Here is a 23,888-nt window from a genome sequence, read left to right as displayed (position 1 = left end):
TATGCTTCTTTTGATTATACAAATTCAATCAACAAGTCGTCACTTTGTATTGTGTCGCCTTCTTTAATATGGATGGCCTTAATCTCACCATCTTGTGCCGCTTGAATTGTCGTTTCCATCTTCATCGCTTCTGTGACGAGCAACTGCTCCCCACGATGAACACGACTTCCTGGTTCGACCAATACTTTCAAGACAGACCCCGGCATCGATGCACCGACTTGTTTGGCGTTCGAACGATCGACTTTCGGACGACTTGTCGTTGCCGATTTGACATTGACATCTTTAATCTCGATTTCACGTGGTACCCCGTTCATCTCATACGAGACGAGACGGATGCCATCTTCATTCGCTGCACTCACTTGTACGAGCTTGATGATTAACGTTTTTCCAGTCTCGATTTCAACTTGGATTGTCTCACCGACGTTTAATCCGTAGAAGAATGTCAACGTGTCGAGCACTGAGACGTCCCCGTATGTCGTTGTATGTTTGATATAGTCTTCGTACACTTTCGGATAAAGCGCATGAGCAAGAAGTTCAAAGTCCGTCACCGGTCGCTCGAATTTTTCGAATAGTTCTTGGCGTGCCGATTCAAAGTCATACGGTTTGATCAATTTACCAGGACGAACGTTTAAAGGCTCTTCTCCTTTCAAGATGACTTGTTGCACATCTTTCGGGAATCCACCTGGAGGCGTTCCTAATTCACCACGCATCATTTCGACGACCGAGTCTGGGAAGTCCAACTGATGTCCTCGTGTCATCACATCTTCTTCCGTCAAGTTATGCTGGACCATGAAGAGCGCCATATCACCGACAACTTTAGATGACGGCGTCACCTTGACAATGTCCCCGAACAACATGTTGACTCGGGCATACATCGCCTTGACTTCTGCCCAGCGGTCTCCAAGTCCGACCGCTTTCGCCTGCTGTTGGAGGTTTGAATATTGCCCACCTGGCATCTCGTGTTCGTACACGGATGGATTCGATGCACGCATATCACTTTCAAACGGTTCATAGTTGTGACGCACGTCTTGCCAGTAGTCACTGATGATTTCATATTGTTTCGGGTCGACTTTCGGCTGACGTTCGTGGTGGTTGAGCGCATAAACCAAACTTCCACCTGAAGGCTGTGATGTCATCCCTGACATCGAACTCGCGGCAACGTCAACGATATCGACACCGGCATCTGTCGCGCGAGCATATGTGAAGATCCCGTTACCGGAAGCATCGTGTGTATGCAAGTGGATTGGTAAGTCCACAGCGTCCTTCAATGCCGATACGAGTGCATAGGCTGATTCCGGCTTCAATAGACCTGCCATATCCTTGATTGCCAAGATATGCGCACCACTCGCCTCAAGTTTCTTCGCGAGGTCGATATAATACGGAAGATGGTACTTCGGACGGTTACCATCATACAAGTCTCCCGTATAACAGATGGCTGCCTCTGCCACTTTCCCAGTTGGAAGCGTCGCATCGATTGCCAATTGAATCGACTCAAGGTTGTTGAGACTATCAAAGATTCGGAACACGTCGACTCCGGCATATGCCGCTTCGTGTACGAATTTCTCGATGACGTTGTCTGCATAGTTTTTATATCCGACCGCATTCGCACCGCGTAGCAACATTTGAATTAGGACGTTCGGCATCTTCTCACGAAGCTTCATGAGACGTACCCATGGGTCTTCGGATAAGAATCGGTAGGCGACGTCGAACGTCGCTCCGCCCCATGCCTCGACCGAGAACAATTCTGGCATGAGTTTGCTTGTCGGTTCGGCGATATTTAGAATATCCTGTGTGCGCATGCGCGTCGCGAGCAACGATTGATGCGCATCTCGCATCGTCGTATCCGTCAACAACAGTTCCGGTTGACGTTTGATCCAGTCGGCGAGGCCGTCCGGTCCAAGCTCTGTAAGAATTTGTTTCGTCCCTGGCTTCGCTTCTGCCGGGAGGTCGTGCGGGATTCGCACCGAACGGCTGATCGGCTTGTCTTTCAGACCAACACCTGGGAATCCATTCACTGTCACATCCCCGATATAGTTCAGCAGTTTCGTCCCGCGGTCTTTTCGTTTCGGGAAGACGAACAGTTCTGGCGTCTCATCGATGAATGACGTGTTGTAATCTCCACTGATAAAGTTCGGGTGCTTCATGACGTTAATCAAGAACGGAATGTTCGTCTTGATTCCACGAATCCGGAACTCGTTCAAGTTTCGAACCATCTTCGAGGCCGCTTGTTCGAATGTCATGCCATGTGTGGACAATTTCACGAGAAGTGAATCGTAGTACGGTGAAATCTCTGCACCGACATACGCATTCCCACCGTCAAGACGAACACCAAAGCCACCCGGAGAACGGTAAGCCATGATTTTTCCTGTGTCCGGCATGAAGTTATTGCCTGGGTCTTCAGACGTAACACGTGATTGGATTGCATAACCGAGAAGTTTAATCTCTTCCTGTTTCGGCATTTGAATCATATCGCCGTGGAGCGACTCACCTTGCGCGATCATCAATTGCGTTTGAACGATGTCAAAGCCCGTCACCATCTCTGTGATCGTATGTTCCACTTGAATGCGCGGGTTGACTTCGATGAAGTAGAACGACTCATCCTCTGTCACCAAGAACTCGACTGTACCGGCGTTGACGTATCCGACGTGACGCATGAGTTGGACCGCCGCATCACAAATCGCTTGGCGCGATGCATCAGACAATGTCACACACGGCGCCACTTCGACAACTTTTTGGTGACGGCGCTGAACCGAACAGTCACGCTCGAATAAGTGAACGATGTGACCGTGCTCATCCCCAAGAATTTGCACCTCGATGTGTTTCGGACGTTCGACGAGTTTTTCTATGTACACTTCGTCAGAACCGAACGCCTGCTTTGCTTCTGACTTTGCACGTTCAATCAAATCTTTCATTTCCGCTTCTGTTCGAATGACACGCATTCCGCGTCCTCCGCCACCCATCGAAGCTTTGACCATGAGCGGGAATCCGTGCTCGTTCGCAAATGCTTCAGCATCTTCATATGATGTGAGCGGTCCATCCGAACCCGGGATGACAGGAAGACCCGCAGCAATCGCACTCTGACGTGCTCGTACTTTATCCCCGAACGCATGTAAATGTGACTCATGCGGTCCGACAAAGATGATGCCCTCTTCACGGCAACGTCGTGCGAGTTCAATGTTCTCTGAAAGGAAACCATACCCTGGGTGAATCGCATCACTGTCTGACTCCTTAGCGATTCGAATCACGTCTTCGATATCGAGGTACGCATCGATCGGTTTTTTGTCTACACCGATCAAGTAGGCTTCATCAGCTTTAAAGCGATGTAAGGAGCCGCTATCTTCTTGCGAATAGACAGCTACCGTTCGAATGCCTAACTCTGTCGCCGCGCGAAATACGCGAATGGCAATTTCCCCACGGTTTGCAACAAGTAACTTTTTAATTGGTTTCAAATGAAATCCCCCCGTTAATGAAGTTTGTTCGTTTCCTTACCTGACAACGTGAAGCGATGAGCGTTGAACGTTTTCTTCTGACTTCACCCGAATTTCTTCTCGTCGTGTCGCCTCTCGATGACGGTTACGCATCGAGATACTACTGAGCACCCCGAGAACACCCATCATCATGATGAGCGATGTTCCTCCATAACTGACCAGTGGCAAGGTTACGCCTGTCCCTGGGAACCAACCGGACATCGCACCGATGTTGATGGCCGTCTGGATAATGATTTGTGATGCAATCCCAAACGATACGAACATCGCAAAGTGACTATCCGCATGATTGGCGATATGGATCGCGCGAAAGGCGATGAAGAAGAGTAGGACTAAAACCGTCAATACACCGAGGAATCCTAACTCCTCCGCAATGATCGACATGATATAGTCGGTTTCTGGTTCTGGCAAATATCCATACTTTTGAAAACTGTTCCCAAGTCCGACTCCAGTCAATCCACCATGTACAATTGAGATAATCGACATGAGCAATTGGTGTCCATATCCTTCCGGGTCCATGAACGGGTTGAACACGACTTCAATCCGACTTCGTTGATTCTCCGAAAAGATGGTCGTGAACAATACGAATACAGTACCAACCCCAGCTAAAATCCCTGGAATCAAAATTCGAAGCGGCGCCCCGACACCGAACCACATGAGCAACATGATGGAACCGAGGACGAATAGCCCCCCCATATCCGGCTGTCCATTGATTGCGATCGCATAAAACGAAAAGTAAAAGAGGACAGGTACTAAAAAGAAGGCGCCGATTTGTGCGCGCAGCCCTTTTTTCGTGATAGCGGCCCGCGCCAATCGGCCAGGGAGTCCTTTCAACTCATTATTCCATAGTTCATGGTAGTAGTTCGCAAGCAGTATGATGAGAACGAACTTCGCAATCTCGACCGGTTGAATGGTCATTCCTCCGATGATGAGCCAAGCTCGCGCCCCATTCAATGGAGGCATCGCCCACGTGACAAACAGCAAGATGACAGAGAGCGCATAAAGACCGAGGCGAATGCCTTTTTTCCGAAACATCTCATATCGGAACAATGTCGCAATCAAATAGACAAAGATTCCAATGCCAACGTAGACGAGCTGGCGATAGAATAAACTACTATTCGCGTAATCCCCACGATTCCAAACACTCGCACTATAAATCATGATGGAGCTTAGCCCGACGAGTAAAAGCACTGACAAAAACAACGCAAAATCAAAATACCGAAACCGTGTTTTCATGTATTCACTTCCTTATGTAAAACAATCCGACAACCCTTATAAAAAAATACTCAAACAGCGCCACTTGCACAGTTTGAGTATAAGGTTCATAATTCTGAAGCTTCTGCCAAAGCAGACAACTTTTGTTCCAATGAATCGAGCAGTCCTTTACCTTCAATGTCTGAAATGAGTCCAAGACGAACCGCAAAATCAATTTGGCGCGATAGTCCAAACATATGTGTATCAAGCACCTCTTCATAAAGCGGGCACTTCGGCATTTTTAGGTTTTCTAACTGCACTTCAATCAGACAACGGATTTTTTCAGCATCCGCCTCGAGTAATTGAAGCGCTTGCTCCCGTTGGATTGCAGCCAAATTTGTCGCCACTACGACCCCTCCTCCGTACGATGACAGACTGTTTGTCATAACTCAACTGTACATTATCTTTCATCATAATTCAATGTACAGTATGAATGAACGCGACATTCTTCCTCTTTTCCATTTTACGAGAAAGAGCGCTATAATGGAACGTGTAATGTGTATGAAGGGGGATATAAGCATGATTTTTCCACTTGATGGAGCGGTTCGCCACAGTCTGACGATTGACCCGACCGTATGGATTTTTGACGAACGAAAACGGAAGATTGAAGATTTGGACTCGGTGACGGAGAATGACCGTGAGGCATACTATGCGAAAATGGGGAAAGCATGGGATGACGGATTGTCACAAGGAACTCGAATCGACCACAATAAACCGATGTCACGACAAGACAAAGATGCAGCATTACGCGACTCGTTCGCCATGCCGCTCGCGCCATTTTTAAACAATGCCGAACCGATTGAACTTGCGACGCATGTCCGTTTTTACGGGGAAACAGTATTGACTCTATCGCTCAGCGAGGCAGCACAAGTATATTTACAATTTTCAAAAGACGGAAAAGTACTTACCGACGGACCTGTCTATGTATTATATGAGGATCAGGTCATTCGCCAAGTCAATCATATCACCATATTAAGCAATTAATGAGAAGGTTCACACCTTCTCTTTTTTTGGACTTTTTAGTTCATAAAGTGTAGTATATAGAGTGTTGATTACCAATTAAATAAGAAAGGTCGTGACGCTTACGATACCTCTATGGAAACGAAACTTAATGGTTGTTTGGATCGGTAGCTTCTTGACCGCTGCGTCGATGAGTCTCGTCCTACCATTCCTCCCATTGTTCATCGAACAACTCGGGGTAAAGGATCCGGACCACGTCGTCACTTGGTCTGCGATCGCCTTCGGCGCGACGTTCCTCGTAGCTGCCATCGTTTCTCCGATGTGGGGGCGCTTGGCTGACCGAAAAGGAAGGAAACTGATGCTCATCCGAGCCAGTCTCGGGATGGCCACCGTCATGTTTCTTATCAGCTTCGTCCAAGACGTGTATCAACTCGTCGGATTGCGTTTACTCATGGGTGCCGTGTCCGGATTCATCTCAGCCGGCATCACGTTAGTCGCATCCCAAACCCCAAAAGAGAAAAGTGGCTGGGCGCTCGGTACCCTGTCAACCGGTGGAATCACTGGTGGTCTACTCGGTCCCCTCATCGGTGGATTGCTTGCAGACTGGATTGGGCTTCGATCCGTTTTTCTCTTTACGGGAAGTGCACTCTTCCTCACGTTCCTCATCACGCTTTGGTTCGTAAAAGAAGATTTTGTCCCAGTGAAACGTGAAGAACTCGCGTCGATGAAATCGATTTTCGCCTCACTGCGACATCCTCAATTGATTGTCGGGCTGTTTGTGACAACATTCCTCATTCAGTTCTCGACACAATCCATTGGACCGCTCTTGACATTATACGTACGTGAATTGAATCCGAGCACAACCGCTCTCGCCTTCATGGCAGGGATTGTCGCCTCCGCTCCGGGACTGGCCGCTCTCTTTTCGGCGCAGCGTCTCGGACGGTTATCAGACCGATATGGGGCAGAACGCATCTTGTTTTGGGCACTGCTCCTCTATAGCCTATTCTTGATTCCGCAAGCATTCGTTACCTCAACGACTCAACTCATTTTGTTGCGTTTCGGAATCGGATTCGCAACGGCTGCCTTAATGCCGTCCGTACAATCGCTACTGCGCCAGCATACGCCGGTCTCTGCGACCGGCCGGATCTTTTCGTACAATCAGTCCGCTCAGTTCATGGGGAATCTACTCGGACCGTTATTTGGATCCCAAATCGTGGCACACTTCGGATTTTCTGCCCTGTTCATCCTCACGGGATTGATTATGATCTCAAATGCCTTCTTAGAACGGACGAACGTTCAGTCACTACAACTCGATACAAAATAACGCCGAGTGCGAAACTCGGCGTTATTTGTGTATATCGCTTATAGTAAATCAGCCGCCAATCGTGCAAGGGATGAACGTTCCCCTTTCACGAGTTGAACGTGCCCGAAGACGTTTTGTCCTTTGAAGCGTTCCACCGCGTACGTCAATCCGTTCGAATACTCATCTAAATACGGATGATCGATTTGATACGGGTCGCCGACGAGTACGATTTTCGAGTTCTCACCGACTCGGGTGAGAATGGTTTTAATTTCGTGCTTCGTTAAGTTCTGTGCCTCATCGATGATGATGAACTGGTCCGGCATACTTCTACCTCGAATATAGGTGAGCGCCTCGAGCTGAATCGATTTCATACCGGCTAGAATATTCCCGAGCTCGTCTTTTGAATTCGCATTAAATAAAAATTCCAAGTTATCATAAATCGGTTGCATCCAAGGACGAAGCTTCTCTTCCATTTCCCCTGGCAAGTAACCAATATCGTTCCCCATCGGCACGACCGGGCGAGCGACGACTAGCTTATTGTAACGCTGTTCATCCTCGACAAGCGATAGCCCTGCTGCTAGAGCAAGGAGCGTCTTCCCGGTACCAGCTTTCCCAAGTAAGGTGACAAACGGAATGTCATCCCGAAGCAGCAGGTCGAGTGCCATCCGCTGTTGAACGTTTCGCGGATGAATTCCCCAAATATGATCTGCATCGAGTGCCAGTGGTCGTAAAATCGGTTGAAGCGAATCGACCACAGCAAGCGCACTCGCTTTCGACACATTACTTTTCAAGACGACGAACGAGTTCGGATATAGCACTTGTTTCGTCAAGGCCGTCGTCGGCAATTGACGGACTTTATAAAATTCATCGATGAGCGACTGATCGACTTCAATCTCTCGATAGCCGGCGTATAAGTCCGTCGTGTCAACGATATGATCTGTCAAGTAGTCTTCTGCGTCAATTCCAATGGCGTCCGCTTTGACACGGACCAATATATCTTTTGAGACGACGACGACCTTTCGACCCGCGTCATGCTCGTATTGTTTCATTAATCCTAACGCTACCATTAAGATGCGATTATCATTCGTCATGACATCGAACGGGATATCGACCTGGTGTTCATGACCGATTTCGACAAACAGACGTCCTCCGTTTTCAAGCGGGACCCCGTCATGCAGTTTCCCCGATGACCGGAGCTGGTCGAGGACACGCGACGTTTCACGGGCGTTCCGCCCGACCTCATCCATGTTACGTTTCTTCCCATCTAACTCTTCTAGGACGATGGCTGGAATCACCACGTCGTGTTCTTCAAATTGAAATAAGGATAGCGGATCATGTAGGAGTACGTTCGTATCAAGTACATACGTTTTTTTCATAGACTTTGCCGCCCCTCGAATATAGGATGGTATTCAAGAATGAAGACTTTCTTTCACTTCACGGTCAAGCTTTTCCGCCGCACGAATATCGTATGTTTTCGTGATTTCGGGCTGTGCGTAAGCTGCTCCATAAAACGAGATGTTCCTCACTTCTTCGACATGTCCTTCAAAAAAACGAAGATGAAGGCTTGGTTTGACCGCCGGGTCGAACTCTCGAATTGATGAGAGTAAAACATGATAGGACTGACCATCTTCGATAAAGATGAGGCCAGCCGTCTTTTCAGTCGTCAAGATGGTCACGATATGGGAATTTCTCGTTAATGCGAACCGGACCGTGACAGCATCTAACGCTTGCACCCAACTGATGGCATGGCTGATCGGCCAACGCTTTGCCTCGTCAAAACCAACGAGAAATGTTAACGGCATGTCATTCAACAAGCGCTCTTGCGCAGCTGTCAGTTCAAACGTTGCCTTGCTCGCCATTCAACTCCCCTCCTTTTCACCGGGTATGGTTGTACCATTCTCCCTTACCGGTTCAATTCCCTGCTTTTAACGGTTGAAATCATGCTATACTCATCGTATAGAGGAAGGTGAAAAGATGCGTGTAAAATGTTCTCTTTGTGATAAAGTCGAGACAATCGACTCATGGTCGTTTGAAGCAAAACGCTTGCGTAACAAACCGGCGAAAACGTATATGTGTCAAGAGTGTCAGGAGCGAATCAGCGAACGAACGGCTGAACGCGCCGCATCTGGACAGTTCAAGTTATATCCTACATTTCGACAAAAACGAAACTGGTAATGCAAACGGGCGCCTCCGAAGAGACGCCCGTATTTTTTATGATTCTACCGCATCTTGACGACGATTCCACCAGAGGCGGCCACGATAGATGGCCAACACGATAGCCATGACGGCAAGCACTTCCGGGATTGGCCATGTGAAAAAGACGAGTGCCATCGTACCTGCTCCAAGTGAAAGGAGAATATAGACGATGAGCGACTTCCACCATGCCAATTGTTTCGCAAAACCAAGTTTAAAGACAAGGATTGTCAGTAAGATGACCGTGACAACGAGTGCATTGAACCCAACGGAAAAGTCGTTCGGGTCACTGCCGACACCTAGCATCGAAGCGATCCACGGAACGTCAATTTGTGTGATATCGATTGTTTGAGAAGCTTTCAAGACAAAGAGTCCCCCTTTATTTCATACACATCCATTCTACACTATTCCATGCAAAAGGGAACGCCGAAGCGTCCCCTTTCTTCTAACTTATTCTTTACCAAGTTTACGACGCTTATCTGCTTTCTCGCGTTCGTTCTTGTTCAAGATTTTCTTACGGAGACGGATCGACTCCGGTGTAATTTCACAGTACTCGTCATCGTTCAAGAACGTGAGTGACTCTTCAAGTGAGAAGACGCGCGGACGTTTCAAGACTTGTGTCGAGTCTTTTGCAGAAGCACGCATGTTCGTCAATTGTTTCCCTTTAACAGCGTTAATGGCAAGGTCAACATCACGGTTACATTCCCCGATGATCATTCCTTCATACACATCTGTACCTGGCTCGATAAAGATTGTCCCACGGTCTTCAAGGGCACCGATTGAGTAGGCCGTCGACTTCCCGTTTTCGATACAAACCATAACACCGCTACGACGACCACCGATATCAGCAGCGATATATGGACGGTACTCTTCGAACGTATGGTTCAAGATTCCGTATCCACGTGTCGCTGACAAGAATTCGTTACGGTAACCGATAAGACCACGTGATGGCACGAGGAATTCCATACGTGTCTGACCGTTGTCATTCGTGTTCATGTTCGCAAGCTCACCTTTACGGAGACCGATCGATTCCATGACTGAACCTGTGTACTCTTCAGGTACGTCGATGATGACGCGCTCGAACGGCTCAACTTTTGTGCCGCTTTCGTCTTCGCGGATGATAACTTGTGGTTTCGATACTTGGAGCTCGTAACCTTCACGACGCATGTTTTCAATCAAGATCCCGAGGTGAAGCTCACCGCGTCCTGATACGATCCATTGGTCTGGTGAATCTGTGTTTTCGACACGGAGTGAAACGTCCGTCTCGAGTTGTTTCATCAAACGCTCTTCGATTTTACGTGCCGTCACGAAATCGCCTTCACGTCCTGCGAATGGAGAGTTATTTGTCATGAAACGCATTTGAAGCGTTGGCTCATCGATGCGAAGGAGCGGAAGTGGCTCTTCTTTACCGACTGGCGTTACCGTTTCACCGACGTTGATATCTTCCATCCCGGCGATAGCGATCAAGTCACCTGCTTTTGCTTCTTCGATTTCGACGCGCTTGAGGCCGAAGTAACCGAACAATTTCGTGACACGAAGTTGCTTCACCGTACCGTCTGTCTTACAAAGCGATACTTGCTCACCGACTTTGATTTTCCCACGGAAGACGCGACCTACGCCGATACGGCCGAGGTAGTTGTCATAGTCGAGCATCGTCACTTGGAATTGAAGTGGCTCGTCTGAGTTGTCCACTGGAGCCGGCGTGTTTTCGAGAATCGTGTCGAGCACGTGAGTGATTGTATCTTCTTGTTTTTCTGGGTCAGGATCGAACGAACTTGAACCGCTGACTGCTGATGTATAGACGACAGGGAATTCAAGTTGATCTTCATCTGCGCCAAGGTCGATCAAGAGATCAACAACTTCATCGACAACGTCGAGTGGACGAACCATCGGCTTATCGATTTTGTTGACGACGACAATCGGACGAAGTCCTTGGTCGAGTGCTTTTTTCAATACGAAACGAGTTTGTGGCATACAGCCTTCACGCGCATCGACAACAAGAATAACGCCGTCTACCATACGCATGATTCGCTCAACTTCTCCACCGAAGTCTGCGTGACCTGGTGTATCTACGATGTTGATGCGAGTCTCTTTATAATCGATTGCTGTGTTTTTTGCGAGAATGGTAATTCCGCGCTCACGCTCGATATCGTTCGAGTCCATCGCGCGTTCTGCGACTGCCTCGTTCGTCCGGAAAGTACCAGACTGTTTCAATAATTCATCGACTAACGTTGTTTTACCGTGGTCAACGTGCGCGATGATGGCTACGTTACGAAGGTTTGTTCTTACGTTCATGTAGTTATTCCTCTCTTATTTAAAAAATTTCAACTTTTCTTCAACTTTAAGAGTATAGCACACGTCACAGTACCTTTGTCGAGTGGAATCGACTGTGAACGTTTTCATCTCGTGTTTTTTATCATACAATAGGGAAGAGAAGAGAAAATAAGGAGGAACCTCCATGCAGCTAATGTTTGTATTGATCGCAACGGCCGTTGTCGCAGGATTCGTCGGCATTGGAATCGGGGTGGCCGAGGGGAGCGCCGCCATTATCTTGGGCAGCCTCGTGTTAAGTGGCGTAGCGACATATTTTGGTATTCAATTGCGTCGCCGCATTCTTTCAGACCATCAATCATAAAGAAAGGGTTACTCCGGTATCATGTCGGAGTAACCCTTTTACTTGCGTTTATAGTGGACGTGTCAAGCAGATGCGGTCGCGTAAAATGAGTCCATCTTCTTCGATGTCATCGTACCCGTGATTACGAAAATAATCGCGTTCCACCGAATCGAATCGGAATCCAGCTTGTTGGTAAAAGCGCAGTTGCATGATGCTTGAATTCCCTGTACAGACGAGCAGTTCTTTTCCACCAATCAACGTGGCCCGCTTCACTGCGTCTTGTAACATGCGTTGACCGATTGTTTGGTTTTGACGTTCCGGCTTCACTGCGATATTGACGAGTTCAACCCGCTCGTCTCCGTGTGAGACGAGCATATATGCACCGACAATCTCACCACCGAGTAACGCTTTGTACGTACGCCCTTCCTCGAATTGTTCCCGGACCATCGTTTCATTCGGATTCGCCAAGACGAGTAGATCGCGGATTTCTTCATACGAATCATGTTCCACGATGTGTAAGTCCGGTTTTGCTTCAGCCGTGACCCCTTTTGCGATGACGTAATGTTTGATGACGTCATTTACAAATGAGTCACTCCCTGCCAGGACAGATGTTTTTCCGTCATAGCGAATCGGCTCACCATATAAGGAAACGACACGTCCCCCTACTTCTTCTACGAGTAACTTTCCAGCAGCATAATCCCATGGCATATTGCGCATTGTGATGTAGCCGTCCACGCGACCGGCGGCAAGCCAGGCTAATTCAAGCGATGCAGCACCATGGGCTCGCGTCCCAATCGAGTCTCGTACAATCGGAGCGAGTATTTCCGGGGCAATCTGGTGGTTCGGCGTGACCCACGTCGCATTCATACTTAAAAATGCGTCTCGGACATGATGTTCATGAAGAGTCGTCAATGTCCGACCATTCAACGTCGCCCCGTATCCTTTCCGTGCCATGAACATCTCATCCGCCATGACGTCATAGACGAATCCATATTCCACGACTCCATCTATCATGATCGCGATAGAGATGGCAAACATACGTTTTTGATGAATAAAATTTAACGTCCCATCAATCGGGTCGACAAACCAGACGGTACCAGTCAATTGTTCTGGCTGATTTGTCGTCCCTTCTTCCCCCATAATCTGATGTTCCGGAAATGTTTGTTGGATTCGACGGACAATCAATTGTTCCACCGCTCGGTCGATTTCAGTGACCAAGTCCCCTTTTCCCGTCTTTCGTTCCACTTCATAACTTTGATCAATCTCGCGACGAATCAGTTCTCCCGCTTGTTTGATTAAGTCGACTGCAAACCATTCTATCATCTGTGATCACCTCAACTGTATTGTACCAAACAAAAACCAGTATCCGCTCGGAATACTGGTTGAATGTGTGTGTAATGGTTAGGCTTCGAGACGCAATAATTCTTGGCGGTACTTCTCTAACCGATGCTTGCTAGCCTGAACTGTAGCATCATCTTGTGACGCCATCGCATCGAAGAGGGTTGCCAATTCATAATCAATCTCTAAGCGCAGCACCGGAATCCGTTTTTCTGCGTCTTTTCTTTTGAATGCCTCAATCACTTGTTTCATAAGATGCCACACTCCTTTTGTTGGGCTACAAGTTACGGTTTAGTGAGTTGAATTGAGTATATCAGATAAAATTCGAAAAAGAAAGAGAATTGTCTGACTATTTTGAATTTTTTATCTTAATGGATATATTCCCAATTCCGAGGTCCCTAAACCTGATTCGGTGTTAATGAACTGTACCCGATTTATAGGAGAAATAACAAAAAAGCATGCCTGAATTTGCTCGGGCATGCTAGGTCTTACAGTTTAATCATTTTACTCGAGGACTTCATTGCCGCCTGAACCGTACGATATGTGGAATAGCCCGTCTGCTCGTCGTGAACCGCGTTCAGTTGTTTCTCCTCCGACTTAGATGTTACGATTTGCTTGAAGGCACGATAGGAATCGAGAAAAACCTCTCGTTCGACTCCACCTTCATTGGCTTGTGCGACAACGTTATAAAACTCGACGACTTCAATCAATTCGTCTGTCGTCCAATCCGGATTGATCGGATAGTTAATTTGCATATTGTTTCACCTCGACACCCATTGTAACAACAAAAAAAACTATTGCAAGTTGAGCCAGAAATCTCTATAGTTTTTTTGTTGCTTCTTTTTTTAAAAACAACATATATCATAACGATACTATTCATCTTATAAATAAACTGATTCAAGGGGGATTTACGATTGAAATTAAAAGGTGCTACTCAGCTCGAAACGCCACTATTTGACACGTTGCTTGAACATGTCGACTCAAACCCGATTGCGTTCCACATTCCTGGTCATAAAAGCGGAAAAGGGATGGACCCAGAGTTTCGTGACTTTATTGGTGAAAACGCCCTAAAAATTGATTTGATTAACATTGCCCCACTCGATGACCTCCATCATCCAAAAGCGGCAATCGCTGAAGCGGAACGCTTGGCGGCAGAGGCGTTCCGTGCTGACGAGACCTTTTTCTCTGTCCAGGGAACATCGAGTGCCATCATGGCGATGATCATGGGTGTCGTTGGCCCGAACGAAAAAATCATTGTGCCACGGAACGTCCATAAATCCGTCATGTCCGCGCTCGTCTTAACGGGTGCTCATCCGGTCTTCATCCACCCGGAATTTGACGAAACATACGGCATCGCCCACGGAATCACAGCTAGTGCCGTAGAACGCGCACTTGAACTTCACCCGGACACAAAAGCCGTTCTCGTCATTAATCCGACTTATTTCGGTGTCGCAGGTGATTTAGAGCGTATCGTGTCTGTCGCTCATAAGCAAGACGTTCCTGTACTTGTCGATGAGGCACACGGCGTTCATCTCCCTTTTCACGATGAACTCCCACTCTCGGCGATGCAAGCGGGAGCAGATGTGGCGGCGACGAGTGTACACAAGCTTGGTGGTTCAATGACAGGCAGTTCGATTTTGAACGTACGCCGCGGTCTCGTCTCGCCAGAACGAATTCATGCGATGCTTTCCATGATTACAACGACTTCGACGTCCTACTTGCTCCTCGCTTCTCTCGACGCGGCACGTCGACAGTTAGCGACAAAGGGACACATGATGAATGAACGTGCACTTGAGCTTGCGAGAACGGCTCGTACAGCAATCAACCACATGCCGAACTTGTCAGTATACGGTCATGCCGAATTGCATTCTGAATCGACATACGCGCTCGACGAAACGAAAGTACTCGTATCCGTGCGCGAACTTGGAATAACAGGATTTGAAGTCGAGAAATTTCTTCGGGACAAACACCGTATCGAAGTCGAGATGTCCGATTTATTGAATGTGCTCTTTATCGTCACATCAGCGGATGATGAGTCCACGATTCAAGCATTGATTGAAGCGATGCGAGACGTCGTCTCCGTTTATCAGAAGTCTGGTAACGATTCACTATCGATCATGCTCCCAGAGATTCCACCTCTTGCGCTCAGCCCTCGTGATGCGTTTTATGAAGAGACGGAAACGATTCCTCTCGAAAACGCAGTCGGCCGTATTTCAGCGGAATTCATTATGGTGTATCCACCAGGGATTCCGATCATCATTCCAGGCGAATTGATTACGACTTCGACACTCGAGTACATCATGGCCAACATTGAAGCGGGTCTTCCGGTTCAAGGTCTTGAAGATGAGTCACTGCAAATGATTAAAGTCATCCAACAAACAAAAGCGATTCGCTAAATAAAAAATGAGCCGGTCATCGTGACCGGCTCATTTTTTATGTCATCTCAGAAAAGGTGGCTGTAGATGATCGAATTGCTTCCCCTAGTGCCTATTATAAGAAAACGCTTACATTTTTTCAAGTATCAATTTCTTCAGATGCTTGTGTTTTTTCAACCAAGCAAAGTCGTAAAAATTCAGCGACGTGTTCCGTGTCGTTCAAGTTAATGCCAAGCATCGGATACAATTGACGTGGCTCTTCTAGCGCATGCAAATCAAGAAGGGCCGATTGACCCGTTTGCATACAGACGACTAACACCTTGCCCATGAATTGCTGTGTATAGACGAAACCAAAATCATAACGAGCGGCTTCTGTTTCAATACCGGTAAATCGGACACGACTCGTCTCGGATACGGTGTATAATAACTCCTCATCGAATGCCATCAGGATTCCCTCCCTTCTCTCATCACATGTATTTTCCTTTATACTACTAGTATGAAACCTAAGGAGAGAATGACAATGAAGATTGATTATGCAACGGAGTTAAACGTAGAAACTCTTGTCCAGTTCATGCACGACCTATGGCCAGATGCCCCTATTGAAGAATTACGAATGGAAGTCAAACTCGGTCTCGCCTCAAAAAAGATGCATTATTTCATCGCATCAAATGAACATGGGGAGGCAGTTGGTTTTTGTCAGCTCAGTTTCCGACATGACTACGTGCCAGGTTCTAGCACGTCACCGACCGCCTATATGGAAGGAATCTATGTCATTGAATCAGAGCGTCATCGAGGTGTTGCCTCTCGTTTGGTCGATGCTGCGTCGACCTTCGCGGCGCGTCATGGTTGTATCGAACTGGCATCAGATACCGAGCTTGAAAACGAGGACAGTCAACGCTTTCACGAGAAAATTGGATTCAAGGAAGTCGAGCGTGTCGTCACCTACATGAAAAAGCTCTCTCACGAAAAGTGAGAGAGCTTTTATGAGTATTCTTATTTTACGACGTGGATTGGCATACCCATTGCGATTTCAGCAGCTTCCATTGCCATCTCACCGAGTGATGGGTGAGCGTGGATTGTAAGTGCGATATCTTCAGCAGTCATACCAGCCTCGATTGCAAGACCAAGCTCAGCAATCATATCTGAAGCGCCAGTACCCGCGATTTGAGCACCGATCAAGAGACCGTCCTCTTTGCGTGTGATGAGCTTCATGAAGCCGTCTGGCTCGTCAAGTGCAAGTGCACGACCGTTCGCTGCGAATGGGAATTTCGAAACTGTGATTTCGAGTCCTTCTTCTTTTGCGAGTGGCTCTGTGTAACCAACCGTTGCGAGTTCAGGATCTGTGAAGACGACTGCAGGGATTGCAGAGTAGTCGAGGTAAGCTGGCTTACCTGCTGCTGCTTCCGCTGCGATTTTCGCTTCGTAAGATGCTTTGTGTGCAAGTGGTGGTCCAGGAACGATATCACCGATTGCATAGATGTTTTCGTTCGATGTTTTACACTGGTCATCGATTTCGATGATTCCGCGGTCGCTGATTTTAACGTCCGCGTTCTCAAGACCGATGTCACCTGTGTTTGGACGACGACCAACTGTGACGAGGACATAGTCCGCTTCAACAGATTGTTCTTCACCGTTTACTTCAAACTTAACGGTTACGCCGTCTTCCGTTTCTTCAACACCTTTAGCAAGTGCATTCGTGTGGATCGTGACGTTCCCTTTTTGCTTGAGTTTCTTCTTAACGATTTGCGTCATTTGTGGTTCGAAACCAGACAAGATGTCGCTAGCGCCCTCTACAACGACAACTTCTGTATCGAAGTTAGCGTATGCAGTACCGAGCTCCATACCGATGTATCCACCGCCGATAACGACGAGTTTCTTCGGTACTTCAGGAAGTGCCAAAGCGCCAGTTGAAGAAAGGACGCGTTTAGACCATTTGAACGATGGGATCTCGATTGGTGTAGAACCAGTCGCGACAATCGCTTTTTTAAATTTGTAAGGAGTTGAGCTGTCTTCAGTGATGACACGAACTGTGTCTTCAGACGCGAAGAACGCTTCACCTTGAACGATCTCGATTTTGTTTCCTTTGAGGAGACCTTTAACACCGCCAGTCAATTTGTTAACGACTGACTGTTTCCAATCTTGAACTTTTGTGAAGTCCACTGACACGTTGTCAGACGTGATTCCCATTGAATCATGACCTTTAGCGTGTTGGAAGTTGTGTCCTGCTGTGATCAACGCTTTCGATGGGATACATCCGACGTTCAAGCAGACACCACCGAAGTTGCCTTTCTCAACGATAGTTACTTTCATTCCGAGCTGTGCGCCACGGATTGCGGCAACGTATCCACCAGGACCGGCACCGATGACAAGCAAATCAGTTTCTTGTGCGAATTCTCCTACTACCATGTTCTTATCCCTCCATCATTAGAAGTGCTGGGTCTTCGAGCAAGCGTTTCACCATGTTAAGAGCGTTTTGTGCAGTCGCACCGTCGATGAGGCGGTGGTCAAAGCTGAATGAAAGTGCAAGTACTGGCGCAGCAACGATTTCACCGTTCTTCACGACAGCTTTCTCAGCGATACGGCCGATACCGAGAATCGCAACTTCTGGGTGGTTGATGACAGGTGTGAACCATTGTCCACCAGCTGAACCGATGTTTGTGATTGTGATCGATCCGCCTTTCATGTCTTCCCCAGCGAGCTTACCTTCACGAGCTTTACCTGCAAGTTCGTTAATGTTTGTAGCAAGTGCATAGATTGATTTACGGTCTGCATCTTTTACGACTGGTACAACGAGTCCGTTGTCCGTGTCAGCTGCAATCCCGATGTTGTAGTAGTTTTTGTAGACGATTTCTTCGTTCACGTCATCGATTGAAGCGTTGATTGTTGGGAATGCTTTCGCTGCAGCAGTCAATGCTTTCACGACGAATGGCAAGTACGTGAGTTTCACGCCTTGGTCAGCCGCGACTTGTTTGAAATCTTTACGGAGTGCAACGAGTTTTGTAACGTCGACTTCGTCCATGAGTGTAACGTGTGGTGCAGTGTGTTTCGAGTTAACCATAGCTTTCGAGATGGCTTTACGGATTCCACGGATTTTCTCACGTGTTTCAAGTTCAGGAGTCGCTGACTCGTAAGGCTTGATTTCCGTTTTCGCAGCAGCTGCTGGTGCTACAGATTCTGTTTTCTCTGTTGTAGCTTCTGCAGACGGTGCTTCGCCGTTCGCGAATGCATCGATGTCTTCTTTCAATACACGGCCGTTGTCGCCAGAACCGTTGACTTCACGGATGTCGACACCTTTTTCACGTGCATATTTACGGACAGATGGCATAGCGATAACACGCTCAGATTTGTGAAGTTGAACGTCGCGTGGCGCGTCTTCTTTCACATCTTCTTTTACGTCTTCTGTCTTCTCTTCTGCTTTCGGTTGTTCAGGTGTTTCTTCTTCACCTGCTGGTGCGTCGCCTTCGATGTCAAACGTAATGAGGACGTCGCCGACTACAGCAACTGTACCTTCAGAAACTTTAACTTCTTTGACTGTACCGTCGACTGGAGCTGGGATTTCAACGACTGCTTTGTCGTTTTGTACTTCTAAAAGAACATCGTCCTCTTTGACCGTATCCCCTGCTTTTACGAACCACTTGACGATTTCACCTTCGTGAATACCTTCACCGATATCTGGTAATTTAAATTCAAATACTGCCACTGGTTTTTCCTCCCATCAATTCATCATGTAAACACGACAAGGGAGACAATTCTCCCTCATCGTTTATTCGACACGATCTTAGAAGTTCACAACTTCCTTAACTTTTGCAACGACATCTTTATGGTCAGGTAACCACATGTCTTCACCTTGTGCGAATGCGAAGACTGTGTCTGGTGCAGTTACTCGAAGAACTGGTGCTTCGAGGTGAAGAATTGCGCGCTCTTGAATTTCAGTTACAACGTTCGCTGCGATACCTGCTTGACGTTGTGCTTCTTGAACGACGATCGCACGACCTGTTTTCTTAACAGACTCTACGATTGTGTCGATATCAAGCGGGCTCACTGTCATGAGGTCGATTACTTCAACGTTGATGTTTTCTTTTTCAAGTTCTTCCGCTGCTTTAAGTGAAGTATGCACCATCGCACCGTAAGTGATGATTGAAACGTCTGTACCTTCACGTTTCACATCTGCTTTACCGAGTTCGATTGTGTAATCACCTTCAGGTACTTCGCCACGGAATGAACGATACAATTTCATGTGCTCGAGGAACACGACTGGGTCGTTGTCACGGATTGACGCGATCAACAAACCTTTTGCATCGTAAGGAGTTGATGGAATAACAACTTTAAGACCAGGTGTCTGAGCCATCAAGCCTTCAAGGCTGTCCGCGTGAAGCTCAGGTGTCTTAACTCCACCACCGAATGGTGAACGGATTGTGATTGGTTGGCTGTAAGCGCCGCCTGAACGGTAACGCATACGTGCCATTTGAGCTGCGATTGAGTCGAAAACTTCGAATACGAATCCGAAGAATTGAACTTCCATAATCGGACGGAATCCAGTAAGACCTAGACCGATCGCAAGACCACCAATCCCTGATTCAGCGAGTGGCGTGTCGAAGACACGGTCTTCGCCGAGCTCGTCTTGGAGACCTTCCGTCGCGCGGAATACCCCACCGTTTTTACCAACGTCTTCTCCGAAAAGAAGTACTTTCTCGTCGCGTTTCATTTCAACGCGCATCGCATCAGTAATCGCTTGGATCATTGTCATTTGAGCCATAACTTACTTCGACTCCTTTGCAGTATATTCTTCAAGCTGTTCTTTCAAGTTTGAAGGAAGTTCTTCGAACATGTTGTTGATGAAGTCCGAAACTTTTTGTTTTGGTTCTTTGTCTGCTTGGCTGATTGCTTCTTTCACGTCAGCTTTCGCTTGCTCGATCACTTCGTTCTCCATGTCTTCGTTCCAGAGTTTCTTGTTCTCAAGGAAGAGACGGAAACGTACGAGTGGATCTTTTTCTTGATACTCTGTGTCGAGTTCTTTTGTACGGTAACGTGTTGGGTCATCCCCAGCGAGCGTATGTGGTCCGTAACGGTAAGTGAGTGACTCGATAAGTGTCGGTGTTCCCTCGAGTGCGTCGACGCGAGCTTGTTGAGTCGCTGCGAGCACTGCAAGAACGTCCATTCCATCTACTTGAATTCCGTTGATTCCAGCTGCAACAGCTTTTTGCGCGATCGTTTTAGCTGCAGTTTGCTTTTCAACAGGAGTTGAGATAGCGAAACGGTTGTTTTGAACAACGAAGATTGCTGGTGATTTGAATGCACCTGCAAAGTTCAATCCTTCGTAGAAGTCACCTTGTGATGAGCCACCGTCACCTGTGTAAGTAATGGCGACATTTTTGTTGCCGTTGCGTTTGAGGCCCATTGCCACACCCGCAGTTTGAATGATTTGTGCACCGATGATGATTTGTGGCATCAATACGTTGACACCTTCAGGGATGCGGTTTCCTGCCACGTGTCCACGTGAGAACAAGAACGCTTGATAAAGCGGAAGTCCGTGGAATACGAGTTGTGGGATATCACGGTATCCTGGAAGGATCCAGTCCTCTTTGTCGAGCGCGTATTGCGTCCCGATCATCGTCGCCTCTTGACCTGCCACTGGCGCGTAGAATCCTAAGCGACCTTGACGGTTAAGTGAGATGGCGCGTTGGTCCCAGATTCGAGTATAGACCATGCGGCGCATGAGTTCCTGAAGTTGCTCGTCCGTTAGGTCAGGCATTGCGTCTTGGTTGACGACCTCACCCTTCTCGTCGAGAATACGGAACGTTTGGAAGTTTTCTTCCACGTTTTGAAGTACCTGAACGTTGTTCATTCGTTTCACCTCATCCTTTCAACTATGAGACAATTGTCTTTTTTGTGATCAAACACTATCTCAAATCTTACGTGTATCTGTCCAAAAAAGCAATCTGTATTAACGTGATTCAGAAAAGTTATCCTCTCCTGACGTTTCCTTGTTAGTATAAAACGGGTTGTTTCAATAACGCAAAAAATATGCTTACTGAAATAAAACGCTTACATTCAAGGGATATGACATCCTTTTCACCACTGTATTATTTTCATTTCACCTTCTGTACCATCCACATTCCTTCCTGTTTAAATATGATATAATCAATCATATAAGTTCGATAGAAAGGAAGTTGTGTATGTTAACCATGAAAGATGTCATCCGCGAAGGAGACGAGCGACTTCGCGCGCGTTCAGCCGAAGTTTCGATTCCGCCAACAACAGAAGATTTGGCGTTACTCGACGAGATGGAGACGTTTCTTGTCAATAGTCAAGACCCAGAGATGAGCGAGAAATACGAGTTACGAGGTGGTGTCGGAATCGCCGCACCTCAACTCGGTGTGAATCGTCGTTTCTTCACAGTATTGCTAAAAGAAGAGGAAGAGACGTTCAAACTCTCCATCTTCAATCCTAAAATTACAAGTCATTCCGTCGAACAGACATTTTTGAATGGCGGCGAAGGCTGTCTATCGGTCGATCGCGTGGTCAAAGGAAATGTACCTCGTTTTCGTCGAATCACGTTAGAAGGGTTCGACCGCGACGGGAAGCCGATTAAGCTTCGTCTGCGCGGAATGCGCGCTGTCGTATGTCAGCACGAGCTCGATCATTTAGACGGGATCATGTTCTATGATCGGATCAATATGTCGAACCCGTTAGAAACATACGGCGAACCGATTTAACATGTTTAGTTCGAGAAAAAAGGCACTGTTGTTACTATTCCCATTTTTATTTCTTTTAATCGGTGGATGTGTGCGAATCAATTATGATGCAACCGTCCACTATGACCAATCTGTTTCGCTTGAAACGACTTACGCTTTCCGTGATCATCCAGTCATGAAATTGCTCAATCTCAGACTCGATTGGGATACGTGGAAAGAGCAAGCAGAAGCGAACGGATATGAGACGGAAGATTATTCGAGTCCTGATGACTACGAAGGCATGGTCTTAAAGAAGACATTTAAAAATGTGGACGAGTTGCAACAGATTAAAGAGGAATGGAAAACGGGACCAGCCGGTATTTTAGTCCCTCCGGATATTCAGTTCGACATCGAACAACAGGAAGGCATTTGGTTTGATTCATATACACTCCAAACCAATCTCGACCTCCGACTCGATCGTGTCGACTTACCCGGTGTTGAACTAACCGGCTCCCCAAAAAAATTGGCTGAACGATATATCCGTCAAGCCGACATTCGCTTTAACTTGACTGTTCCGACCGGCGTATTCGTTGAGGATGGAACTGGCCTAGACCTCCGTTCTATGAAACATGTCGAGTGGCAAGTCTACGGCGGTCGGCAAAATAACGTGAAGCTCGTTGCCCATGTACCGAACGTCAACGCTTGGATCGTGACGGGAATCGTTCTGATTGCAGCGACCGTATTGACTTACTTCATTTGGCGCAAATATCGTCGGAATGTTGGCAACCCAAAAGAGACATCCATTCGTTCACGTCTTCTCGGACTGTTGATTGTCTCACTTTCACTCGCTCTCATCATCGTCACCTTCCGACAAGAGTTGACAAACGAGCGTCAATCCGAGGCGATACGTCAAGCTTCTCAAACGAATGAGTTCATCCCTACGTTTGCAGTTCATGGACTACTCGGGACAGACCGGACGTTTCTCCGCTTCTCTCAAGCGATGGAACAAAGTGGTCAAGCGACTGATGGGGCGCTTTGTACCGTGACTGTCAAAGGCAAGACCGACTGTGAAATATATGATTTTAGTTCAACTCGTCCGATTGTCCGAATCGAGTTCGAAGATGCAGAGGCTTCTTTAAACAATCAGACAAAGTGGTTGAATGCAGCCATTGAAACATATAAAAAAACGAGAAATCGATCATTCGATCGGATGTATATCATTGGCCATAGCATGGGTGGCGTAGCCGCTGCCAACTATATCCTGAATCAAGAGACATACATCGTCGATAAGTTTGTGACGTTCGATAGCCCGTTCGGCGGGACGCGCCTTGCAAACTTCGGTTTATCTGCCAGTAACTTCGGCATTAATACCGGAAGCCCTGCCATCCGTGATTTGTCCCCTAACTCAGACGGACTGCAAGCATTCCAGTCTAAACTCGAGACATGGCCGAGGTCCGTTCAGGTACTCTCCTTCTCTGGACGAGGTGGCGAATTCAATTTGATTGAGCCGGCAAGTTCGCTGTTACTTGAAGAGTATACGAATAACATTCAGACAGAAACTGTGCCGTACGACCATTTCTCGCTTCACCGTAAAAGTGACGTCTTGAAAGAGACCGGGAAATTCTTATATGAATACACGAATGAGTTTAATCCAATCGAGACGAACTAACGTCAAAACAGCTATCCCCAAAC

At 47.3% G+C, this 23,888-nt stretch carries 23 protein-coding genes; 8 read left to right on the top strand and 15 right to left on the bottom strand.

Annotation, left to right across the window (positions count from 1 at the left end):
- Positions 1-14 precede the first annotated feature (14 nt).
- From GVY43_RS01600 to GVY43_RS01590, 3 genes are all read right to left on the bottom strand, one after another.
- A complete protein-coding gene (locus GVY43_RS01600) occupies positions 15-3,449 on the bottom strand; it encodes a pyruvate carboxylase (protein WP_074037361.1) in 3,435 nt (1,144 codons plus the stop codon).
- 36 nt (positions 3,450-3,485) lie between these two features.
- Positions 3,486-4,721 (bottom strand): FtsW/RodA/SpoVE family cell cycle protein, encoded by a 1,236-nt coding sequence (locus GVY43_RS01595; protein ID WP_159562040.1) that lies wholly within the window; start codon positions 4,719-4,721, stop codon positions 3,486-3,488.
- Between the two features lie 86 nt (positions 4,722-4,807).
- Entirely contained in the window at positions 4,808-5,086 is a 279-nt protein-coding gene (locus GVY43_RS01590) for a YlaN family protein (RefSeq protein WP_015881276.1), read from the bottom strand.
- A gap of 172 nt (positions 5,087-5,258) precedes the next feature.
- On the opposite strand from GVY43_RS01590, the gene GVY43_RS01585 reads away from it, so the two are divergent.
- Both GVY43_RS01585 and GVY43_RS01580 read left to right on the top strand, forming a co-directional pair.
- Positions 5,259-5,723 carry a hypothetical protein gene (locus tag GVY43_RS01585; RefSeq protein WP_159562039.1) on the top strand — a complete coding sequence of 155 codons (465 nt, stop codon included), beginning with the start codon at positions 5,259-5,261 and terminating at the stop codon, positions 5,721-5,723.
- Between the two features lie 127 nt (positions 5,724-5,850).
- Complete coding sequence (locus GVY43_RS01580) at positions 5,851-7,023, top strand: multidrug efflux MFS transporter (RefSeq protein WP_236548908.1); 1,173 nt, start codon at positions 5,851-5,853, stop codon at positions 7,021-7,023.
- Between the two features lie 38 nt (positions 7,024-7,061).
- Here GVY43_RS01580 and GVY43_RS01575 read toward each other — a convergent pair whose 3' ends face one another.
- Together GVY43_RS01575 and GVY43_RS01570 are read right to left on the bottom strand one after the other, a co-directional pair.
- A complete protein-coding gene (locus GVY43_RS01575; protein WP_031421530.1) occupies positions 7,062-8,378 on the bottom strand; it encodes a PhoH family protein in 1,317 nt (438 codons plus the stop codon).
- Between the two features lie 33 nt (positions 8,379-8,411).
- Positions 8,412-8,861, bottom strand: coding sequence for a hypothetical protein (locus GVY43_RS01570; protein WP_074037365.1), 450 nt, complete (start codon positions 8,859-8,861; stop codon positions 8,412-8,414).
- A 115-nt stretch (positions 8,862-8,976) separates the two neighbouring features.
- On the opposite strand from GVY43_RS01570, the gene GVY43_RS01565 reads away from it, so the two are divergent.
- On the top strand, positions 8,977-9,177 hold the full coding sequence (locus tag GVY43_RS01565) for a YlaI family protein (protein ID WP_015881271.1): 201 nt from the start codon (positions 8,977-8,979) through the stop codon (positions 9,175-9,177).
- A 36-nt stretch (positions 9,178-9,213) separates the two neighbouring features.
- Here GVY43_RS01565 and GVY43_RS01560 read toward each other — a convergent pair whose 3' ends face one another.
- Together GVY43_RS01560 and typA are read right to left on the bottom strand one after the other, a co-directional pair.
- Positions 9,214-9,558 (bottom strand): YlaH-like family protein, encoded by a 345-nt coding sequence (locus tag GVY43_RS01560; RefSeq protein WP_015881270.1) that lies wholly within the window; start codon positions 9,556-9,558, stop codon positions 9,214-9,216.
- 87 nt (positions 9,559-9,645) lie between these two features.
- Positions 9,646-11,490 carry a translational GTPase TypA gene (typA, locus tag GVY43_RS01555; RefSeq protein WP_015881269.1) on the bottom strand — a complete coding sequence of 615 codons (1,845 nt, stop codon included), beginning with the start codon at positions 11,488-11,490 and terminating at the stop codon, positions 9,646-9,648.
- Positions 11,491-11,653: 163 nt separating this feature from the next.
- Between typA and GVY43_RS01550 the strand changes: the two genes are divergently transcribed.
- Complete coding sequence (locus tag GVY43_RS01550; RefSeq protein ID WP_159562038.1) at positions 11,654-11,830, top strand: DUF5325 family protein; 177 nt, start codon at positions 11,654-11,656, stop codon at positions 11,828-11,830.
- A 48-nt stretch (positions 11,831-11,878) separates the two neighbouring features.
- Here GVY43_RS01550 and GVY43_RS01545 read toward each other — a convergent pair whose 3' ends face one another.
- The 3 genes from GVY43_RS01545 to GVY43_RS01535 form a co-directional block, all read right to left on the bottom strand.
- Positions 11,879-13,132 carry an inositol monophosphatase family protein gene (locus GVY43_RS01545; RefSeq protein ID WP_159562037.1) on the bottom strand — a complete coding sequence of 418 codons (1,254 nt, stop codon included), beginning with the start codon at positions 13,130-13,132 and terminating at the stop codon, positions 11,879-11,881.
- Between the two features lie 78 nt (positions 13,133-13,210).
- A complete protein-coding gene (locus tag GVY43_RS01540) occupies positions 13,211-13,399 on the bottom strand; it encodes a hypothetical protein (protein ID WP_015881266.1) in 189 nt (62 codons plus the stop codon).
- Between the two features lie 236 nt (positions 13,400-13,635).
- Positions 13,636-13,902 (bottom strand): UPF0223 family protein, encoded by a 267-nt coding sequence (locus GVY43_RS01535; RefSeq protein ID WP_031421520.1) that lies wholly within the window; start codon positions 13,900-13,902, stop codon positions 13,636-13,638.
- A gap of 159 nt (positions 13,903-14,061) precedes the next feature.
- Here GVY43_RS01535 and GVY43_RS01530 point away from each other — a divergent pair, with 159 nt between their 5' ends.
- Entirely contained in the window at positions 14,062-15,543 is a 1,482-nt protein-coding gene (locus GVY43_RS01530; RefSeq protein ID WP_159562036.1) for an aminotransferase class I/II-fold pyridoxal phosphate-dependent enzyme, read from the top strand.
- 118 nt (positions 15,544-15,661) lie between these two features.
- Here GVY43_RS01530 and GVY43_RS01525 read toward each other — a convergent pair whose 3' ends face one another.
- A complete protein-coding gene (locus GVY43_RS01525) occupies positions 15,662-15,967 on the bottom strand; it encodes a DUF3055 domain-containing protein (RefSeq protein WP_031421518.1) in 306 nt (101 codons plus the stop codon).
- 75 nt (positions 15,968-16,042) lie between these two features.
- On the opposite strand from GVY43_RS01525, the gene aac(6') reads away from it, so the two are divergent.
- Positions 16,043-16,495, top strand: a complete 453-nt coding sequence (gene aac(6') / locus GVY43_RS01520) for an aminoglycoside 6'-N-acetyltransferase (RefSeq protein ID WP_159562035.1) — start codon at positions 16,043-16,045, stop codon at positions 16,493-16,495.
- Positions 16,496-16,515: 20 nt separating this feature from the next.
- Here the strand turns inward: aac(6') and lpdA are convergent, their stop codons facing one another.
- From lpdA to pdhA, 4 genes are all read right to left on the bottom strand, one after another.
- Complete coding sequence (lpdA, locus tag GVY43_RS01515; RefSeq protein WP_015881261.1) at positions 16,516-17,928, bottom strand: dihydrolipoyl dehydrogenase; 1,413 nt, start codon at positions 17,926-17,928, stop codon at positions 16,516-16,518.
- A 4-nt stretch (positions 17,929-17,932) separates the two neighbouring features.
- A complete protein-coding gene (locus GVY43_RS01510; RefSeq protein WP_015881260.1) occupies positions 17,933-19,222 on the bottom strand; it encodes a dihydrolipoamide acetyltransferase family protein in 1,290 nt (429 codons plus the stop codon).
- Positions 19,223-19,300: 78 nt separating this feature from the next.
- Positions 19,301-20,278 carry an alpha-ketoacid dehydrogenase subunit beta gene (locus GVY43_RS01505; RefSeq protein ID WP_074034993.1) on the bottom strand — a complete coding sequence of 326 codons (978 nt, stop codon included), beginning with the start codon at positions 20,276-20,278 and terminating at the stop codon, positions 19,301-19,303.
- A gap of 3 nt (positions 20,279-20,281) precedes the next feature.
- Complete coding sequence (pdhA, locus tag GVY43_RS01500) at positions 20,282-21,367, bottom strand: pyruvate dehydrogenase (acetyl-transferring) E1 component subunit alpha (protein WP_015881258.1); 1,086 nt, start codon at positions 21,365-21,367, stop codon at positions 20,282-20,284.
- A gap of 331 nt (positions 21,368-21,698) precedes the next feature.
- On the opposite strand from pdhA, the gene def reads away from it, so the two are divergent.
- Both def and GVY43_RS01490 read left to right on the top strand, forming a co-directional pair.
- Positions 21,699-22,238, top strand: coding sequence for a peptide deformylase (def, locus tag GVY43_RS01495; protein ID WP_159562034.1), 540 nt, complete (start codon positions 21,699-21,701; stop codon positions 22,236-22,238).
- Between the two features lie 70 nt (positions 22,239-22,308).
- Positions 22,309-23,865 (top strand): alpha/beta hydrolase, encoded by a 1,557-nt coding sequence (locus GVY43_RS01490; RefSeq protein WP_236548907.1) that lies wholly within the window; start codon positions 22,309-22,311, stop codon positions 23,863-23,865.
- Positions 23,866-23,888: the final 23 nt, after the last annotated feature.

Source organism: Exiguobacterium sp. 8H, from assembly GCF_902506255.1.
In the GTDB taxonomy this organism is placed as follows: Bacteria; Bacillota; Bacilli; order Exiguobacteriales; family Exiguobacteriaceae; genus Exiguobacterium; species Exiguobacterium profundum.
This window is presented reverse-complemented; position numbering and strand designations above follow the sequence as displayed.

Bases quoted from the DNA above. Each gene is read 5' to 3' on its own strand.
- GVY43_RS01595 (WP_159562040.1), bottom strand. From the start codon at position 4,721: ATGAAAACACGGTTTCGGTATTTTGATTTTGCGTTGTTTTTGTCAGTG.
- GVY43_RS01585 (WP_159562039.1), top strand. From the start codon at position 5,259: ATGATTTTTCCACTTGATGGAGCGGTTCGCCACAGTCTGACGATTGAC.
- GVY43_RS01580 (WP_236548908.1), top strand. From the start codon at position 5,851: ATGGTTGTTTGGATCGGTAGCTTCTTGACCGCTGCGTCGATGAGTCTC.
- GVY43_RS01575 (WP_031421530.1), bottom strand. From the start codon at position 8,378: ATGAAAAAAACGTATGTACTTGATACGAACGTACTCCTACATGATCCG.
- GVY43_RS01570 (WP_074037365.1), bottom strand. From the start codon at position 8,861: ATGGCGAGCAAGGCAACGTTTGAACTGACAGCTGCGCAAGAGCGCTTG.
- GVY43_RS01565 (WP_015881271.1), top strand. From the start codon at position 8,977: ATGCGTGTAAAATGTTCTCTTTGTGATAAAGTCGAGACAATCGACTCA.
- typA (WP_015881269.1), bottom strand. From the start codon at position 11,490: ATGAACGTAAGAACAAACCTTCGTAACGTAGCCATCATCGCGCACGTT.
- GVY43_RS01550 (WP_159562038.1), top strand. From the start codon at position 11,654: ATGCAGCTAATGTTTGTATTGATCGCAACGGCCGTTGTCGCAGGATTC.
- GVY43_RS01545 (WP_159562037.1), bottom strand. From the start codon at position 13,132: ATGATAGAATGGTTTGCAGTCGACTTAATCAAACAAGCGGGAGAACTG.
- GVY43_RS01540 (WP_015881266.1), bottom strand. From the start codon at position 13,399: ATGAAACAAGTGATTGAGGCATTCAAAAGAAAAGACGCAGAAAAACGG.
- GVY43_RS01535 (WP_031421520.1), bottom strand. From the start codon at position 13,902: ATGCAAATTAACTATCCGATCAATCCGGATTGGACGACAGACGAATTG.
- GVY43_RS01525 (WP_031421518.1), bottom strand. From the start codon at position 15,967: ATGGCATTCGATGAGGAGTTATTATACACCGTATCCGAGACGAGTCGT.
- lpdA (WP_015881261.1), bottom strand. From the start codon at position 17,928: ATGGTAGTAGGAGAATTCGCACAAGAAACTGATTTGCTTGTCATCGGT.
- GVY43_RS01505 (WP_074034993.1), bottom strand. From the start codon at position 20,278: ATGGCTCAAATGACAATGATCCAAGCGATTACTGATGCGATGCGCGTT.
- pdhA (WP_015881258.1), bottom strand. From the start codon at position 21,367: ATGAACAACGTTCAGGTACTTCAAAACGTGGAAGAAAACTTCCAAACG.
- def (WP_159562034.1), top strand. From the start codon at position 21,699: ATGTTAACCATGAAAGATGTCATCCGCGAAGGAGACGAGCGACTTCGC.